Here is a 15,016-nt window from a genome sequence, read left to right as displayed (position 1 = left end):
ATTCGTGGCGCTGGTGCGTTTGGATTGGGTCCATCTTCGCTGCCCGCCGGTCCAATCCACGCCAAAGGGGTCTCCGAATGTCGACCGTGAGCACTTCGTCACCCGATCTCGCCCTGCGTATCGCCGACGCACTCGTTCCCCTCCTGCGTGGGCCACTGCCCGTGGGGCTCAGGGTCTGGGACGGCTCACGGGCAGGGCCGGTGGAGGGGCCGGTCCTGGTCCTCCGATCGCCAAGGGCACTCCAGCGGCTCCTCTGGTCGCCGGGAGAGCTCGGAGCCGCGCAGGCCTACGTCACCGGCGAGCTCGACATCGAGGGGGACGTCGGCGAGGCGCTGGACGCTGCGCGCGCCGCCCTGTCGGAGCGCGGGGTCACCAGCGTCGACGTGCGCGCCCTCGCCCGGTCGGCGCCGCGCCTCGTCGCGCTGGCCCGCGAGCTCGGGGTGCTCGGACGCCCCCTCGACCCGCCCGCCAGCCAGGCCCGGCTGCGCGGCCGGCTGCACTCGATCGGGCGCGACCGCTCGGCGATCAGCCACCACTACGACCTCTCCAACGCGTTCTACGAGCTCCTGCTCGACCCGCACATGGCCTACTCGTCGGCGTGGTTCAGCGACGCGCCGTCGGACTCGGGCCAGTCGCTCGAGGCAGCGCAGGCGGCCAAGCTCGACCTCGTCTGTCGCAAGATCGGTCTCACCGAGGGGTCGCGCTTCCTCGACGTGGGCTGTGGCTGGGGCTCGCTGTCCCTGTATGCCGCGGAGCACTTCGGCGCCCGCGTCACCGGTGTGACCATCGCGGCCGAGCAGAAGAAGTTCATCGACGAGCGGGTCCGCGAGCGCGGACTCGAGGACCTCGTCGAGATCCGGCTGCAGGACTACCGCGACGTGGCCGACGGCCCCTATGACGCCGTGGCGTCGATCGAGATGGGCGAGCACGTGGGGCAGGGCAACTACCCGACCTACGTCTCGGTCCTGCGCGAGGCCGTCAAGCCCGGCGGCCACGTCCTCGTGCAGCAGATGTCGCGCCGGGGGCGCCACCCCGGCGGTGGCCCGTTCATCGAGTCGTTCATCGCCCCGGACATGCACATGCGTCCCGTCGGCGAGACCGTCGAGCTGATCGAGGCAGGCGGGCTCGAGGTGCGTGACGTGCACGCCATGCGCGAGCACTACGTCTGGACCGTCGACGCCTGGCTCGACACGTTCGAGAAGAACTGGGCGGCCGTGGTCGACCTCGTCGGTGAGGAGGTCGCGCGGGTCTGGCGGCTCTACCTCGTCGGTGGCGGCCAGGCGTTCCGGGACGGGCGCATGGGCGTCGACCAGATCCTCGCGCGCCGCCCGGGCGGTCCGGCGCTCGCGCATGAGACGGTGCGCTGATGGGCCGCTTCCTCGTCGTCACCCTCCTCTCGCTCCTCACGTCCGCCGTCGTCATGACCGTCACGGCGCTCGTCGCCCGTCGCCTCGGCAAGGTCAGCGTCGTCGACATCGCCTGGGGCCTCGTCTTCGTGGCGATCGCCTGGGTCTGCACGCTGGTCGGCGCCGGCCCTCGCTCGCTCCTGCTCGCCGTCCTCGTCACGGTGTGGGGCGTGCGGCTCGCGTGGCACATCCGCCGCCGGGCGCTCGGCTCGGGTGAGGACCCCCGCTACGACAAGCTCCTCTCCGCGGCCCCGCCGGAGAAGCGCTTCTCGTATGCCGTCCGTCGCGTCTTCCTCGTCCAGGGCCTCGCGGCATGGCTCGTCTCCATGCCGCTGCAGGTGGCGGCGGCCGCGGACAGCAGGCCGCTGGGCTGGGTCGCGGCGCTCGGGTTCGTCGTCTTCGTCGTGGGGGTCGGCTTCGAGGCCATCGGCGACGCGCAGCTGGCGCGGTTCAAGGCGGACCCCGGCAACAAGGGCCGGATCATGGACCGCGGACTGTGGGGCTGGACGCGGCACCCGAACTACTTCGGCGACAGCGCGGTCTGGTGGGGTCTGTGGGTCATCGCGGCCGAGGTGTGGCCGGCCGTGCTCACGGTGTTCTCGCCGGCGATCATGACCTACTTCCTCGCGTTCGCGACAGGCGCCCGGCTGCTCGAGTCCGAGATGGCCAAACGACCCGGCTACCCCGAGTACATGAAGCGCACGTCGATGTTCTTCCCGCTCCCGCCGAAGCGCTCCTGAGCCTCGCCCCAGGGATCCTCCCTGCTCAGCGCCACTTTTGGGGTACGCACCCCACGTTCGGGGCGCCGGATCGTCACTACGTTCGAGACGAGGGCAAACCCTCACGTCATCGAAGGAGAGTGATCCGAATGGACCCGATCTGGTGGTGGGTCATCGCAGCGGTCGTGCTGATCGCCCTGGTGCTGCTGCTCGTCCCACAGATGCGCCGGCGTCAGCAGGAGTCGCGTCGCCAGGAGGCCGGAGAGATCCGCGAGGAGGCGCAGGAGCACTCGCGCGTCGTGCGGGAGCGTGAGGCGCACGCGGCGGAGGCCGAGGCCAAGGCCGCCCAGGCGCGCGCGGAGGCGGAGCAGAAGCTTGCCGAGGCCGAGAAGCTCGAGACCGAGGGCGCCCGACGCGGTGAGACCGCGGCTGCGGCCCGCTCCGAGTACGACGAGAAGCTCCAGCGCGCCGACGAGATCGACCCGGACGTGGACGTCGACGGCGACGGTCGACGCGACCGTGACGACGTGGCCGGCCGCGACCGTGACGACGTGGCCGGCCGCGACCGCGACGGTGTCGGCGACGGCGACGGACGGATCGACCGTGACGACCTTCCCGGCCGCCACGAGCGGGACGACGTCCGCCGCGACGTCTGACTCCTGGGACCGACCGACACCCCGCATGCCGTCAGGCGTGCGGGGTGTCGTGCGTGCGCCCCCGGGACGCCCGGGGTCAGGCGGCGACGGAGGCCACGGCGTGGATGACGATGCCGGCGAGGGCGCCGACGATGGTGCCGTTGATCCGGATGAACTGGAGGTCGCGGCCGACGTGCAGCTCGATCCGCTCGGCGGCCTCGCGCCCGTCCCACTGGTCGACAGTCACCGAGATGACCTCGGCGAGCTCGGAGCCGTAGGTGTTGACGAAGAACGAGACAGCCTCGCCCAGGTGGCCCTCGAGGCGCGAGCGCCACGGCTCGTCCTCGACGAGGTGGCGGCCGAGGTGCTCGAGCAGCTCGTCCCCGCGGACGTGGAAGTAGGACTCGGGGTCGTCCATCGCCGTCTCGAGCGCGGCGGCGAAGGAGCGCCACAGCCCGACGACCGTGTCCGGGACCTGGCGGTGCAGGAGTAGGCGCTCCTTGAGCGACTCGGCCCGATCCATGACCTCGGGGTCGGACTGGAGGTCGTGGGCCAGCCGGACGAGCAGGTCGTCGAGGGCGACCCGGGCCGGGTGCTGCGGGGTCTCGCGGATGTCGCGGAGCCAGCCCAGCACCTGCTGGTAGCTCCAGCCGATGACCTTGTCGTCGACCCATGGCGGCGACCACCACGGCGCCCGCTCGCCGATGACCGACGCGAACGTGCCGGGGCTGTCCCGCAACCAGTCGTGCAGCTGCTCGAGGCCGAGGTCGACCAAGCCGTGGTGCGTCCTCTCGTCGACGACCCCCTCGAGCAGCGAGCCGGCGATCGGGCTGATCGGCTCCGTGGCCAGGCGGGGCAGCAGGAAGTCCTCGATGACCTCGCGCACGTCCTCGTCGGACAGCCGCGCGAGCCCCGCCCGCGAGACGCGCACGACCTCGGTCATGACGCGCTTGCGGTGCGCCGGGGCGGACAGCCACGTGCCCAGCCGCTCCCCCACGTGTGCCGCCGCGAGACGCTCGCGGGCGATCTCGTCGGTGAGGAAGTTCTCGGTGACGAAGTCCTGGAGGTTGCGCCCGATCTCGTTCTTGCGCTTGGGGATGATCGCCGTGTGCGGGACCGGCAGGCCGAGCGGGTGCCGGAACAGCGCGGTCACCGCGAACCAGTCGGCGAGTGCGCCGACCATCGCCGCCTCCGCACCCGCGTTGACGTAGCCCAGCCAGCCGGTCTCGTGACGGAGCGTCACGGCATACACGATCGCCGCGAGGACGAGGAGGGAGAGGGCGACCGCGCGCATGCGGCGCAGGCCCACGCGACGCTGGGCGTCGGCCGGTGACGGGGCGAGGAGGCTCACGAGCACGATCCTGCTACACGGCGCCTCCTAAACTGGGACCGTGCATTTCCTCAACGGCCTCCAGCCCCAGCTCGACCTCACCTACGACGACGTCTTCATGGTCCCCAACCAGTCCGACGTCACGAGCCGGCTCGACGTCGACCTCAGCTCCGACGACGGCACGGGCACGACGATCCCGCTCGTCGTCGCCAACATGACCGCCATCGCCGGCCGCCGGATGGCCGAGACGACCGCCCGCCGGGGCGCGCTGACGATCATCCCGCAGGACATCCCGGTCGAGGTCGTGAGCGAGGTCATCGGCTGGACCAAGCAGCGCCACCTCGTCTTCGACACGGCGATCACCCTCGACCCGCACACGACGGTCGGCGAGGCCCAGGTCCTCCTCGGCAAGCGTGCCCACGGCGCCGCGGTCGTCACCGAGGGCGACCGTCCGGTCGGTCTCGTCACCGAGAAGGACCTCAGCGGGGTCGACCGCTTCGTCCAGGTCCACGACGTCATGTCGCGCGAGCTCGTCACCGTGCAGGACGACGTCGACGTCGTCGCGGCCTTCGACACCCTCAGCGACAGCCGGCGCCGCCTCGCCCCGGTCGTCGCGGCCGATGGCACCCTCGTCGGGGTCCTCACCCGGCAGGGCGCCCTGCGCGCCAACCTCTACTCCCCCGCCATCGACGCCGACGGTGCCCTGCGCATCGGCGCCGCCGTCGGCATCAACGGTGACGTCGCCGCCAAGGCCGCGCAGCTGCTCGACGCCGGCGCCGACGTCCTCGTCATCGACACGGCCCACGGACACCAGGCCAAGATGCTCGAGGCCCTCAAGGCGGTCCGTGACCTCGACCCGCAGGTGCCCGTGGTCGCCGGCAACGTCGTGAGCGCCAGAGGGACGCGGGACCTCATCGAGGCCGGTGCCGACATCGTCAAGGTCGGGGTCGGGCCGGGCGCCATGTGCACCACCCGGATGATGACCGCCGTCGGACGGCCGCAGTTCTCCGCCGTGCTCGAGTGCGCCGCTGCCGCACGCGAGCTCGGCAAGCACGTGTGGGCCGACGGTGGTGTGCGCCATCCCCGCGACGTCGCCCTCGCCCTGGCCGCAGGTGCGTCCAACGTCATGATCGGCTCGTGGTTCGCCGGGACGCTCGAGTCGCCCGGTGACCTCTTCACCGACGAGAAGGGCCGCCAGTTCAAGGAGTCCTTCGGCATGGCCTCCTCGCGAGCCGTGCGCAACCGCACCGCCACCGACACCGCCTACGAACGCGCCCGCAAGGCCATGTTCGAGGAGGGCATCAGCACCGCCCGCATGTTCGTCGACCCGGCCCGGCCGTCGGTCGAGGACGTCATCGACGAGATCATCGCCGGGCTGCGGAGCTCGTGCACCTATGCCGGCGCCCGCACGCTGGCCGAGTTCCACGAGCGCGCCACCGTCGGCCTCCAGAGCACCGCCGGCTTCGCCGAGGGACGACCGCTGCACCAGTCCTGGTGACCCTGCGCGTGGTGTCCCGTCGCACGGCCGCGTATGCCGTCCTCGCGGCGCTCGTGGTCGCCGTCACCGTCGTCGTCGGCTGGCTCACGACCCCGGGGACCGAAGGGCTCGAGGGCAGCTGGGAGACCTCGGCGGTCGACGGCGAGGTGCTCGGCGGCCGGGCCCTCGTGGCGTCCGACTCCAACGTCGCCATCGACCTCGTCACCGGCACGCGGATCACCCTCGGCTCGGTGACGGGCGGCACCCGGGCGATCGGCGCCGGCCGGCTGCTCATCCTGCGCGACGCCGGTGGGCGCCCCACCCTCGACGGCGCCGGTCTCGACGGCGGCTCGCGGTGGACCTGGCAGGGCCCGCCGGCCCATCGGCTCACCCTCGTGGCGGCCGACGCGACCACGACGGTCGTCCAGGCGTGCGGCGGGACTCCGGTGGCGTGCCGCCTCGTCGGCGTCGGGCCCTCGGGCAAGGAGTCGTGGCAGACCCCGCAGCCGACCGCCTCGGGCACGCAGGCCCCCGTCATCGGCGCCGACGGCAACCTGCCCACCGTGGGCGCCCTGCCCACACCCGATGGCACCGTGGTCCTCGTCGACCCCACGTCGAGCCGGGTCGTCCTGCGGCCGCCCGCCGCGGCGTCGGTGGGTCGCGACGGCACCCTCACCCTGAGCGCCGAGGACGGCGGTCAGTGCCGGCGGACCACGTTCACCTCGCTGGACCGTTCGTCGACGAGCTCGGCGCCGGGACCGTGCGCCGGCGGCGGACCGCCCTCGGCGCAACAGGACTCCGCATCGGTCGACCCGACCCGCACTCGCGTGTGGTGGTGGCCGTTCGGGGACGGGAGGCGGACGCTCGAGGTGGGCGGCCGGCATACGGGCCGGGTCGTGGGTGGTGACCCACTGCGCGCGCTGCGCGTGGACGACGACGGTCTCACCGTGCGCGATGGCGACGTGGTCCGGCGCTACACGTGGCAACGTTGAGCCATGACGTACGACGTGGCCGCTGTCCGAGAGCTCTTCCCCGCGCTGCGTGAGGGCGCGGCCCACTTCGACGGGCCCGGTGGCTCGCAGACCCCGACCCCGGTCGCGGAGGCCGTGCGCGACACGCTCGTGTCCGCGATCTCCAACCGCGGCGACATCACGGCGAGCGAGAAGCGGGCCGAGGCCGTCGTCACCGACGCCCGGGCCGCGATGGCCGACCTGCTCGGTGCCGACCCCCGTGGTGTGGTGTTCGGGCGCAGCGCGACGGCGCTGACCTACGACCTGTCGCGGGCACTGGCCAGGACATGGAAGCCCGGCGACGAGGTCGTCGTCACTCGGCTGGACCACGACTCCAACATCCGGCCCTGGGTGCAGGCGGCCGAGTCCGTGGGCGCCGTCGTGAAGTGGGCCGACTTCGAGCCCGACACCGGCGAGATGCACTCCGACGCGGTGACGTCGCTGATCACCGACCGGACCCGGCTCGTTGCGACAACCGCTGCGTCGAACCTCATCGGGACCAAGCCGCCGGTGTGCAAGATCGCCCGAGCCGTGCACGAGGTCGGCGCCCTCCACTGGGTCGACGGGGTGCACGCGACGGCGCACGCGTCGGTCGACCTGCCGTCGCTCGGCGTCGACTTCTGGACGTGCTCGCCCTACAAGTTCCTCGGGCCGCACATCGGGGTCGTCGCGGCCGCGCCCGAGCTGCTCGAGACGTTGACGATGGACAAGCTGCTGCCGTCGAGCAACGCTGTGCCCGAACGGTTCGAGCTCGGCACCCTGCCCTACGAGCTTCTCGCGGGCACCACCGCCGCGGTCGACGTCCTCGCCACCCTCGACCCGTCGGCGACCGGGACCCGCCGCGAGCGCATCCTCGCCGGCTTCGAGGCGCTCGAGGAGCACGAGCACCGTCTCCTGTCGCGGCTCGAGGACGGACTTCGCGGTATGCCGTCCGTCCGCCTCTTCTCGAACGCGCGCAAGCGCACGCCCACCCTGCTCTTCACCGTCGAGGGGATGACGCCGCAGGAGGTGCGGCACGCCCTGGCCGAGGGTGGGGTCAACGCGCCGGCGTCGCACTTCTACGCGATCGAGGCGTCACGCCACCTCGGCCTCGGCGACGAGGGCGGCGTCCGGGTCGGGCTGGCGCCGTACACCGACGACGACGACATCGACCGACTGCTGGCCGGGGTCGCCGCCCTGGCCTGACCGCCGTCGTCGGGCTGTCGGGACCATCTCGCGTTGTCGGGCCCGGATGTGCGGGCGACGACGCGAGGTACCCCCGACAAACGAGCCGGCCGACGGAAAGTCAGGTGGTGCGGCGCTCGACGAAGCCGCCGGACCGGATGTCGGCGAGGCTCGCGGCACCGGCCAGCCCCATGGTGAGGTCGAGCTCGGCGACGACGTCCTCGACGACCGCCTGCACCCCGTCGGCGCCGTCGAGCGCCAACCCGTAGATGTGCGGGCGCCCGAGCAGCGTGGCGTCGGCACCGAGCGCGAGCGCGACGAACACGTCGGCGCCCGACCGGACGCCGCTGTCGAGCAGCACCACGGGGTCGGGTCCGACGCGTTCCCGGACCGCGACGAGGGCGTCGAGCGAGGCGATCGACCGGTCGACCTGGCGTCCACCGTGGTTGGACACGACGACGCCGTCCATCCCGGAGTCGAACGCCCGCTGCGCGTCGTCCGGGTGGAGGATTCCCTTGAGCAGCACCGGAAGTCGCGTGCGACTGCGCAGCGTCTCGATGTGACCCCACGACAGGCCGGGGTTGGAGTAGATGTCGAGGAAGGTCTCGACCGCGGCCCGCGGCTCGGGTGAGCGGAGGTTGTCTCGGGTGCCGCCCGGGTGGCGGCGGGCCTGGCGCACGAGGGTGCGCGCACCACTCGCCGCGGCGACGACCTTCTCGGCACCCCTGGCCCCGGCGAGGGGCGAGGGGGTGTCCCCGGCAACCGCGACCCGCTCGCGCACGATCTCCATGAAGCGCGGATCGGAGGTGTACTGGGCGATCCCGATGCCCTGCGTGAACGGAAGAGACCCGAGGTCGAGGTCACGGGTCCGCCAGCCGAGCATCGTCGTGTCGAGGGTGACGACCAGCGCCTTGGCACCGGCGGCCTCCGCCCGCCCGATGAGCGAGTCGACGAGGCCCTCGTCGACCGACCAGTAGAGCTGGTACCACCACGGCACGTCACCCATCACCACGGCCGTCTCCTCCATCGGGACGCAGCCCTGGGTCGAGAAGACGTAGGGCGTGCCGGCGGCTGCCGCGCCGCGGGCTATCGCGACGTCGGACCCCGGGGAGACGAGGTCGGCCGCACCCACGGGGGCGAGCATCACCGGTGCGGCGAGCTGAGTGCCGAGGACCTCCGTCCGCAGGTCGCGGGTGGTGGTGCCGTGGAGCATCCGCGGCACGACCTGCCACCGGTCGAAGGCCGCCCGGTTGGCGCTCACCGTCGCGCCCGCCCCGGCCCCGCCCGCGACGTAGGCCCAGGCGCGCTCGCTCATGGCCTTGCGCGCTCGGCTCTCCAGCTCGTCCGGGTGGGTCGGCACGCGCGGCACCTGACCAAGGGTCCCCCGGCGGTAGATCGCGCTCTGGCGCGTGCGGCCGGGTCCGGTCGTCGGCTCTGACGGCGTCTGCTCGTTCACCCGCGCCACGCTAGCGGCGGCGGTCGGAGGTGTGGGCGAGGATGGGGCCATGGTTGCGCTCCTCCCCCCGCTCGAGGCCCCTGTCGAACCCACCGAGGCGCTGCGCCGCATCGCGTTCCTCCTCGAGCGCAACCGGGCCGGCACCTACCGGGTCGAGGCCTTCCGCAACGCGGTCAAGGCCCTCAAGGAGATCGGCGACGACGAGCTGCAGGAGCGGGTCGAGGCCGGCACGCTCCAGGAGATCCACGGCATCGGCAAGTCCACGTCAGCGGTGGTGGAGGAGGCCGCGCGAGGTGAGCTGCCGGCATACCTGGAGTCGTTGCAGGACAAGAGCGGTGGTCTGCTCGCGAGCGGGGGCGAGGACCTGTATGCCGCGCTGCGCGGGGACTGCCACCTCCACTCCGACTGGTCCGACGGCGGGTCGCCGATCGACGAGATGGTGCTCACCGGCATCGAGCTCGGGCACGAGTGGATGGTGCTCACCGACCACTCCCCCCAGCTGCGCGTCGCCAACGGCCTCACCGTCGAGCGGCTGACGAAGCAGCTCGCCATCGTCGACGCGATCAACCGCGGTGTGGGAGAGGCGTTCCGGCTCTTCAAGGGCATCGAGGTCGACATCCTCGACGATGGTGCGCTCGACCAGACCGACGCCATGCTCGCGCAGCTCGATCTCGTCACGGCGTCGGTGCACAGCAAGCTCAGGATGAACTCCGCGCCGATGACCAAGCGCATGGTCGCCGCCGTCCTCAACCCTCGCGTCAACGTCCTCGGCCACTGCACGGGGCGCCTCGTCGAGGGGTCGCGCGGCAAGCGCCCCCAGTCCGACTTCGACGCGCGTGCCGTGTTCGAGGCCTGCCTCGAGGGCGACACGGCCGTCGAGATCAACAGCCGCCCGGAGCGCCAGGACCCGCCTGACGACCTCATCGAGCTCGCCCTCGAGATCGGCTGCCTGTTCTCGATCGACTCCGACGCCCACGCTCCGGGCCAGCTCGACATGAAGGCCTACGGGTGCGAGCGCGCCGAGCGGTTGGGCGTCCCGTGGGACCGGATCGTCACGACGTGGGACGCCGACCGGCTCCACGCCTGGGCCAACCCGGGGAGCCAGTGATGAGCGGCCTCCGCCTGACGGTGGACGTCACGGCGCACGTGCCGCCGTACGAGCAGGTTCGTGCGCAGCTCGCCGGGCTCATCGCCCGGGGCAACCTCGCCGAGGGCGACCGGCTGCCCACCGTGCGCGCCCTCGCCGGTGACCTCGGGCTCGCCGTCAACACCGTGGCCCGCGCCTACAAGGAGCTCGAGGCCGAGGGCCTGGTCACGACGAGGCGCCGGGCGGGCACCGTCGTCGCCGGAGGCGGCCACGCCACCGACGTCGCGCTCCACCGCAGCGCCGCCGCCTACGCCCTGTCCGCCGCGAAGGCAGGCTTGAGCGAGTCGGCGGCCATCGACCTGGTCCGCGCAGCGCTGCGGGAGGCACGCGCCTGAGGCGGGCGGCCGGCATACGAGAGGGGGGTCGTGGTGAGTGCCGAGGGCGTCAGATCTGACGCTTTCGGCACTCGCAGACACCGCATTGCGAGCACGAAAACGGCTCGTTTTGGAACCTGCGCGAGAGTCCCTTATGCTTTCCGAGTCCACGACGGATCCGAGCGCTGCGCGCTGCGCGACGTGGGTTCCTGTCGGAAGACGGGTCCCCATCGTCTAGCGGCCCAGGACCCCGCCCTTTCACGGCGGTAGCACGGGTTCGAATCCCGTTGGGGATACGCAAGTCAAGGTCTTGTACCAACAAGGCCCCGTAGCGCAGTTGGTTAGCGCGCCGCCCTGTCACGGCGGAGGTCGCGGGTTCGAGTCCCGTCGGGGTCGCAGAGAGTGCGAAGCAGCAGCGAAGAGCCCCACACCGCATGGTGTGGGGCTCTTCGCCTGTCCGGGGAGCGCCTCAGGCGCTGACCTCGATCGCGATCTTGCCGCGCACGTGCCCGCCTGCGCTGAGCGCATAGGCCTGAGCCGCGTCCTCGAGCGCGAACACCTCGGCCACCGGAACGGTGAGCGCTCCGGCGTCGGCCAGGCCCGCGAGCGCCTGCAGGTCCGCGGCGTCGGGTCGCACCCAGGCGGAGAGGCCGCCCGCCTCGGCGACGGTGCCGTCGGTGATCGAGCCGTGCCGACCGCCCTCTGCAAGAACGGCCTTCGTCGTGTCGAGCACACCGCCCACGAGGTCGAGGACGACGTCGACGCCGTCCGGCGCCAGCTCGCGCACGCGCTCGGCCAGCCCGTCGCCGTAGGTCACCGGCTCGGCACCGAGCTCCCGCAGGAACTCGTGGTTGCCCTCGGAGGCGGTGCCGATGACGCGCGCGCCGAGGTGGCGGGCGATCTGGACCGCGAGCAGGCCGACGCCACCGGCTGCGGCGTGGACGAGGACCGTCTCGCCCTTGCTCGTGCCGAGCCGGTTGAGGAGCTGGTATGCCGTGAGGCCGGCGAGCGGGAGGCCGGCGGCCTGATGCCAGTCGAGGCTCTTGGGCTTGCGGGCGACGGTGCGGACCGGCGCGGCGACGAGCTCGGCGAAGGTGCCGTGCTGCACCCAGTCCTTGCGGGCGTAGGCGATGACCTCGTCACCCACGGCGTACTCGGGGGTGTCCAGCCCGACGGCCTCGACGACACCGGCCACGTCCCACCCGGGGATGGCCGGGAAGTCGACCTGCATGAGGCCGTCGAGGTAGCCGCCCATGACCTTCCAGTCGACCGGGTTGACGGAGGCGCTGCGCACCCGGATGAGGACCTCGCCGGGCCCGACCCTGGGGTCCGGGACGTCGGTGAGGGTGAGGGTGTCGGGGGTGCCGTACTCGCTGTAGGTGATGGCTCGCATGGTCGGGCCAACGTCGGCGTGAGGGGGCAGCATTCCGCGGGCGGACGGCATACGCTCACGGCATGGGCCACAGGATCTTCACGACGAGCGTGGCGTCGGTCTACCCGCACTACGTGACCAAGGCCGAGCGCAAGGGCCGGACCAAGGACGAGGTCGACGAGGTCATCCGGTGGCTCACCGGGTACGACGACGCCGAGCTCCAGCGGCACCTCGACGAAGAGACGACCTTCGAGGACTTCTTCGCCCAGGCCGACCTCAACCCGAAGACGTCGCTCATCACCGGCTCCGTCTGCGGGGTCAAGGTGCAGGAGGTCGAGGACCCGCTCATGCAGCGGATCCGCTTCCTCGACAAGCTCGTCGACGAGCTCGCGAAGGGCCGGCCGATGGACAAGGTCCTGCGCGCCTGAGCGAGCTGGCCGTGTGGTGGGATCACGCTCCTCCGTGTTGAGATGGAGGACGTGACTTCACACGACACCGCGGTCACGGACCGCACGCAGCACGAGGACCGCCGCTTCTTCGGCCACCCGATGGGCTTGGCCAACCTGGCCGGCATCGAGATGTGGGAGCGGTTCAGCTTCTACGGGATGCAGGGCATCCTCGTCTACTACCTGTACTACCGGCTGAGCGACGGCGGACTCGGCCTCTCGCAGGAGGCGGCGACCTCGATCGTCGGCGCCTACGGCGGGCTCGTCTACCTCTCGGCCGTCCTCGGCGCGTGGGTCGCGGACCGCCTGCTGGGCGCCGAGCGGACCCTCACGGTCGCCGCGGTGACGATCATGTGCGGCCACATCGCGCTCGCCCTGCTGCCCAACCTCGTCGGTGTCGGCATCGGTCTCGTCTGCATCGCCGTCGGCTCGGGCTCGCTCAAGACGACGACGAGCTCGGTCCTCGGTGACATGTACGACCGGGGCGACGAGCGGCGTGACGCGGCGTTCTCGATCTACTACATGGGCGTCAACCTCGGTGCGCTCGTCGGCCCGCTCCTCACCGGTCTCATCTGGGACATGAAGGGCTTCCACTGGGGCTTCGGGCTCGCCGCCATCGGCATGGCCGTCGGCCTCGTCCAGTACCTCGCGCTGCGCCGCTCCACCATCGGCGACGCGGGCAGCGAGGTCACCAACCCGCTCGACCGCGCCGGGCGGATCCGGTATGCCGTCATCACGGCTGCCGTCGTCGCTCTCGTCGCGCTGCTGTCGGTGACCGGCGTCATCACGGCGGAGCGCCTGTCGGACATCGTCGTCGGCATCACCCTCGTCGCGGCCGTCGCGCTCTTCACGGTCATGCTCACGAGCAGGCGCATCACGAAGGAGGAGCGCAGCCGGGTCGTCTCGTTCATCCCGATGTTCGTCGCGAGCGCGGTCTTCTGGTCGCTGTTCCAGCAGCAGTTCACCGTCGTCGCGCTCTATGCCGACGAGCGGCTCGACCGCTCTCTCCTCGGGTGGGAGATGCCGCCGAGCTGGGTCACGTCGATCAACCCGATCTTCATCATCGTCCTCGCCGGTGTCTTCGCGGCGATGTGGACCCGCCTGGGGTCGCGGCAGCCGTCGTCGCCGATCAAGTTCGCCCTCGGCACGATCTTCATGGGGGTGGCGTTCCTGCTGTTCCTGCCGTTCACCGGTGGTGGCGCGAACAGCACCCCGCTGCTCGCGCTCGTCCTCATCCTCTTCTGGTTCACCATCGCCGAGCTCTGCCTGTCGCCGGTGGGCCAGTCGCTGTCGACCAAGCTCGCCCCCGAGGCGTTCCACACCCAGATGATCGCGCTGTTCTTCCTGTCCGTCGCCGTCGGCTCGGCCGGTGCCGGTTCGCTCGCCGGGTTCTACGACACCGACAACGAGAAGCCCTACTTCCTCTTCCTCGGGCTCGCGTCCATCGTCGTCGGGCTGCTCATGGTGGCCGGCAACCGGTGGATCACGCGGCTCATGGCCGGGGTGCGCTGAGGCACTCGCCGGCGGGGTCCGGGCGCTCGGGCGAGCGTGAACCGGCCCCGCCGGATGGGTTATAGTTGCCGTCGCGTCAGGGCGACCTGGCGCTGTTGTTCGAGCAGGACCGGCCCCGTGCCGAGTGACTGTGAGGACTCGGCCAGGTAGCTCAGTTGGTACGAGCGTCCGACTGAAAATCGGAAGGTCGACGGTTCGACCCCGTCCCTGGCCACCACCCGACACCGCAGGTATGCCGTCCCGGCACCTGCGGTGTCGTCGTTCCCGGCGGTGGTGCGCGAGCCGTGGGCCCGGTCAGCCCTCGTGGTCGAGGAGCGTCGGCAGGAGGTGCTCGAGCAGCCCGACCTCCTCGACGTTGTGCCGCAGCCAGGCGCGAGCCATGGCGTCGGGGAAGGTCCGCCGTGTGAGGACGCGGTTGACCGGCGTGAACGCCCGGCTCCTCGCCCCGAGGTCCATGACGCTCACATAGTGCGTGCCGCCCGCCCCCTGGGACCACGTGTGTTCCAACTGGAACACCGGCACGCCCGCGAGGCGCCGCACGAGCCGGATCCCCGTCTCGTCGAGCTTCTCGACCGTCTCGGTCGAGTCAACGTAGAACTCGGGCCGCCGCTGGAAGGCCTCGACGATGCGGAACCGGGCCCCCTCCCCGGCGCCACCACCGGGTGCAGGCCGGGAGAGCTCCCAGCGGATGTGGTCCTCGGGGTGCCACACGAGGTAGTTCGACACCCGGCGGCCGCCGTAGTCCATCTCGCCGCCGAGATGACGGAACCACCAGAGCAGCATCGCGGGCGTGACCCGGACGAGCGGCTGGTGGTCGATCGTCAGGCGTCGTCGGTGGTGCGGGAGATGGTGCACGCTCGTCACGGCGGAGGCCAGCTCGCGCAGGGGGTACAGGCGTGCCCTGGGCGCGGGCATCGGCATCCTCGTCATGGCCTGCTCCTTCCGGCGCCAGCTACTGCCTCCACGCTAGGGGCGACCCGCACCCGAGCGCAGCCGAACGACGCCGCTAACATCTGAACAATCGTTCA

The 15,016-nt window shown here is 71.6% G+C and carries 14 protein-coding genes and 3 tRNA genes; 13 read left to right on the top strand and 4 right to left on the bottom strand.

Annotated features, from left to right (window positions below):
• The first annotated feature begins 77 nt into the window (after positions 1–77).
• From ACSQ11_RS08130 to ACSQ11_RS08120, 3 genes are all read left to right on the top strand, one after another.
• Positions 78–1,367: a class I SAM-dependent methyltransferase gene (locus tag ACSQ11_RS08130; RefSeq protein WP_436004633.1), complete on the top strand. Its 1,290-nt coding sequence runs from the start codon at positions 78–80 to the stop codon at positions 1,365–1,367.
• Positions 1,367–2,146: a DUF1295 domain-containing protein gene (locus ACSQ11_RS08125; RefSeq protein WP_436004632.1), complete on the top strand. Its 780-nt coding sequence runs from the start codon at positions 1,367–1,369 to the stop codon at positions 2,144–2,146. The genes ACSQ11_RS08130 and ACSQ11_RS08125 overlap by 1 nt, the downstream gene beginning before the upstream one ends.
• Before the next feature lie 128 nt (positions 2,147–2,274).
• A complete protein-coding gene (locus tag ACSQ11_RS08120; RefSeq protein WP_436004631.1) occupies positions 2,275–2,781 on the top strand; it encodes a hypothetical protein in 507 nt (168 codons plus the stop codon).
• Between the two features lie 76 nt (positions 2,782–2,857).
• On the opposite strand, the gene ACSQ11_RS08115 is transcribed toward ACSQ11_RS08120, so the two are convergent.
• Positions 2,858–4,111: a DUF445 domain-containing protein gene (locus ACSQ11_RS08115; RefSeq protein WP_436004630.1), complete on the bottom strand. Its 1,254-nt coding sequence runs from the start codon at positions 4,109–4,111 to the stop codon at positions 2,858–2,860.
• 40 nt (positions 4,112–4,151) lie between these two features.
• On the opposite strand from ACSQ11_RS08115, the gene ACSQ11_RS08110 reads away from it, so the two are divergent.
• Genes ACSQ11_RS08110 through ACSQ11_RS08100 form a run of 3 tightly spaced genes read left to right on the top strand, consistent with a single transcriptional unit; the run spans position 4,152 to position 7,762 of the window.
• On the top strand, positions 4,152–5,588 hold the full coding sequence (locus ACSQ11_RS08110; protein WP_436004629.1) for a GuaB1 family IMP dehydrogenase-related protein: 1,437 nt from the start codon (positions 4,152–4,154) through the stop codon (positions 5,586–5,588).
• 11 nt (positions 5,589–5,599) lie between these two features.
• Positions 5,600–6,559 carry a hypothetical protein gene (locus ACSQ11_RS08105; protein WP_436004628.1) on the top strand — a complete coding sequence of 320 codons (960 nt, stop codon included), beginning with the start codon at positions 5,600–5,602 and terminating at the stop codon, positions 6,557–6,559.
• Between the two features lie 3 nt (positions 6,560–6,562).
• Entirely contained in the window at positions 6,563–7,762 is a 1,200-nt protein-coding gene (locus tag ACSQ11_RS08100; protein ID WP_436004627.1) for a cysteine desulfurase-like protein, read from the top strand.
• 100 nt (positions 7,763–7,862) lie between these two features.
• Here the strand turns inward: ACSQ11_RS08100 and ACSQ11_RS08095 are convergent, their stop codons facing one another.
• On the bottom strand, positions 7,863–9,197 hold the full coding sequence (locus ACSQ11_RS08095) for an alpha-hydroxy-acid oxidizing protein (protein ID WP_436004626.1): 1,335 nt from the start codon (positions 9,195–9,197) through the stop codon (positions 7,863–7,865).
• A 49-nt stretch (positions 9,198–9,246) separates the two neighbouring features.
• On the opposite strand from ACSQ11_RS08095, the gene ACSQ11_RS08090 reads away from it, so the two are divergent.
• From ACSQ11_RS08090 to ACSQ11_RS08075, 4 genes are all read left to right on the top strand, one after another.
• Positions 9,247–10,305 (top strand): PHP domain-containing protein, encoded by a 1,059-nt coding sequence (locus ACSQ11_RS08090; RefSeq protein WP_436004625.1) that lies wholly within the window; start codon positions 9,247–9,249, stop codon positions 10,303–10,305.
• Positions 10,305–10,679: a GntR family transcriptional regulator gene (locus ACSQ11_RS08085; protein ID WP_436004624.1), complete on the top strand. Its 375-nt coding sequence runs from the start codon at positions 10,305–10,307 to the stop codon at positions 10,677–10,679. The genes ACSQ11_RS08090 and ACSQ11_RS08085 overlap by 1 nt, the downstream gene beginning before the upstream one ends.
• A 202-nt stretch (positions 10,680–10,881) precedes the next feature.
• Positions 10,882–10,954, top strand: a tRNA-Glu gene (locus ACSQ11_RS08080).
• A 26-nt stretch (positions 10,955–10,980) separates the two neighbouring features.
• Positions 10,981–11,054, top strand: a tRNA-Asp gene (locus ACSQ11_RS08075).
• Positions 11,055–11,127: 73 nt separating this feature from the next.
• Here the strand turns inward: ACSQ11_RS08075 and ACSQ11_RS08070 are convergent.
• Positions 11,128–12,051, bottom strand: a complete 924-nt coding sequence (locus tag ACSQ11_RS08070) for an NADP-dependent oxidoreductase (protein WP_436004623.1) — start codon at positions 12,049–12,051, stop codon at positions 11,128–11,130.
• 62 nt (positions 12,052–12,113) lie between these two features.
• On the opposite strand from ACSQ11_RS08070, the gene ACSQ11_RS08065 reads away from it, so the two are divergent.
• The 3 genes from ACSQ11_RS08065 to ACSQ11_RS08055 all read left to right on the top strand — a co-directional run bounded on the left by ACSQ11_RS08065 (position 12,114) and on the right by ACSQ11_RS08055 (position 14,205).
• Positions 12,114–12,458 (top strand): DUF2200 domain-containing protein, encoded by a 345-nt coding sequence (locus ACSQ11_RS08065; RefSeq protein ID WP_436004622.1) that lies wholly within the window; start codon positions 12,114–12,116, stop codon positions 12,456–12,458.
• A 42-nt stretch (positions 12,459–12,500) separates the two neighbouring features.
• On the top strand, positions 12,501–13,988 hold the full coding sequence (locus ACSQ11_RS08060) for a peptide MFS transporter (RefSeq protein ID WP_436004621.1): 1,488 nt from the start codon (positions 12,501–12,503) through the stop codon (positions 13,986–13,988).
• A 140-nt stretch (positions 13,989–14,128) separates the two neighbouring features.
• Positions 14,129–14,205, top strand: a tRNA-Phe gene (locus tag ACSQ11_RS08055).
• A 77-nt stretch (positions 14,206–14,282) separates the two neighbouring features.
• Here ACSQ11_RS08055 and ACSQ11_RS08050 read toward each other — a convergent pair.
• Positions 14,283–14,918 (bottom strand): hypothetical protein, encoded by a 636-nt coding sequence (locus ACSQ11_RS08050; RefSeq protein WP_436004620.1) that lies wholly within the window; start codon positions 14,916–14,918, stop codon positions 14,283–14,285.
• Positions 14,919–15,016: the final 98 nt, after the last annotated feature.

Origin of the sequence: Knoellia sp. LjRoot47, from assembly GCF_964253435.1 — a bacterium.
Taxonomy (GTDB): domain Bacteria; phylum Actinomycetota; class Actinomycetes; order Actinomycetales; family Dermatophilaceae; genus Knoellia.
This window is presented reverse-complemented; position numbering and strand designations above follow the sequence as displayed.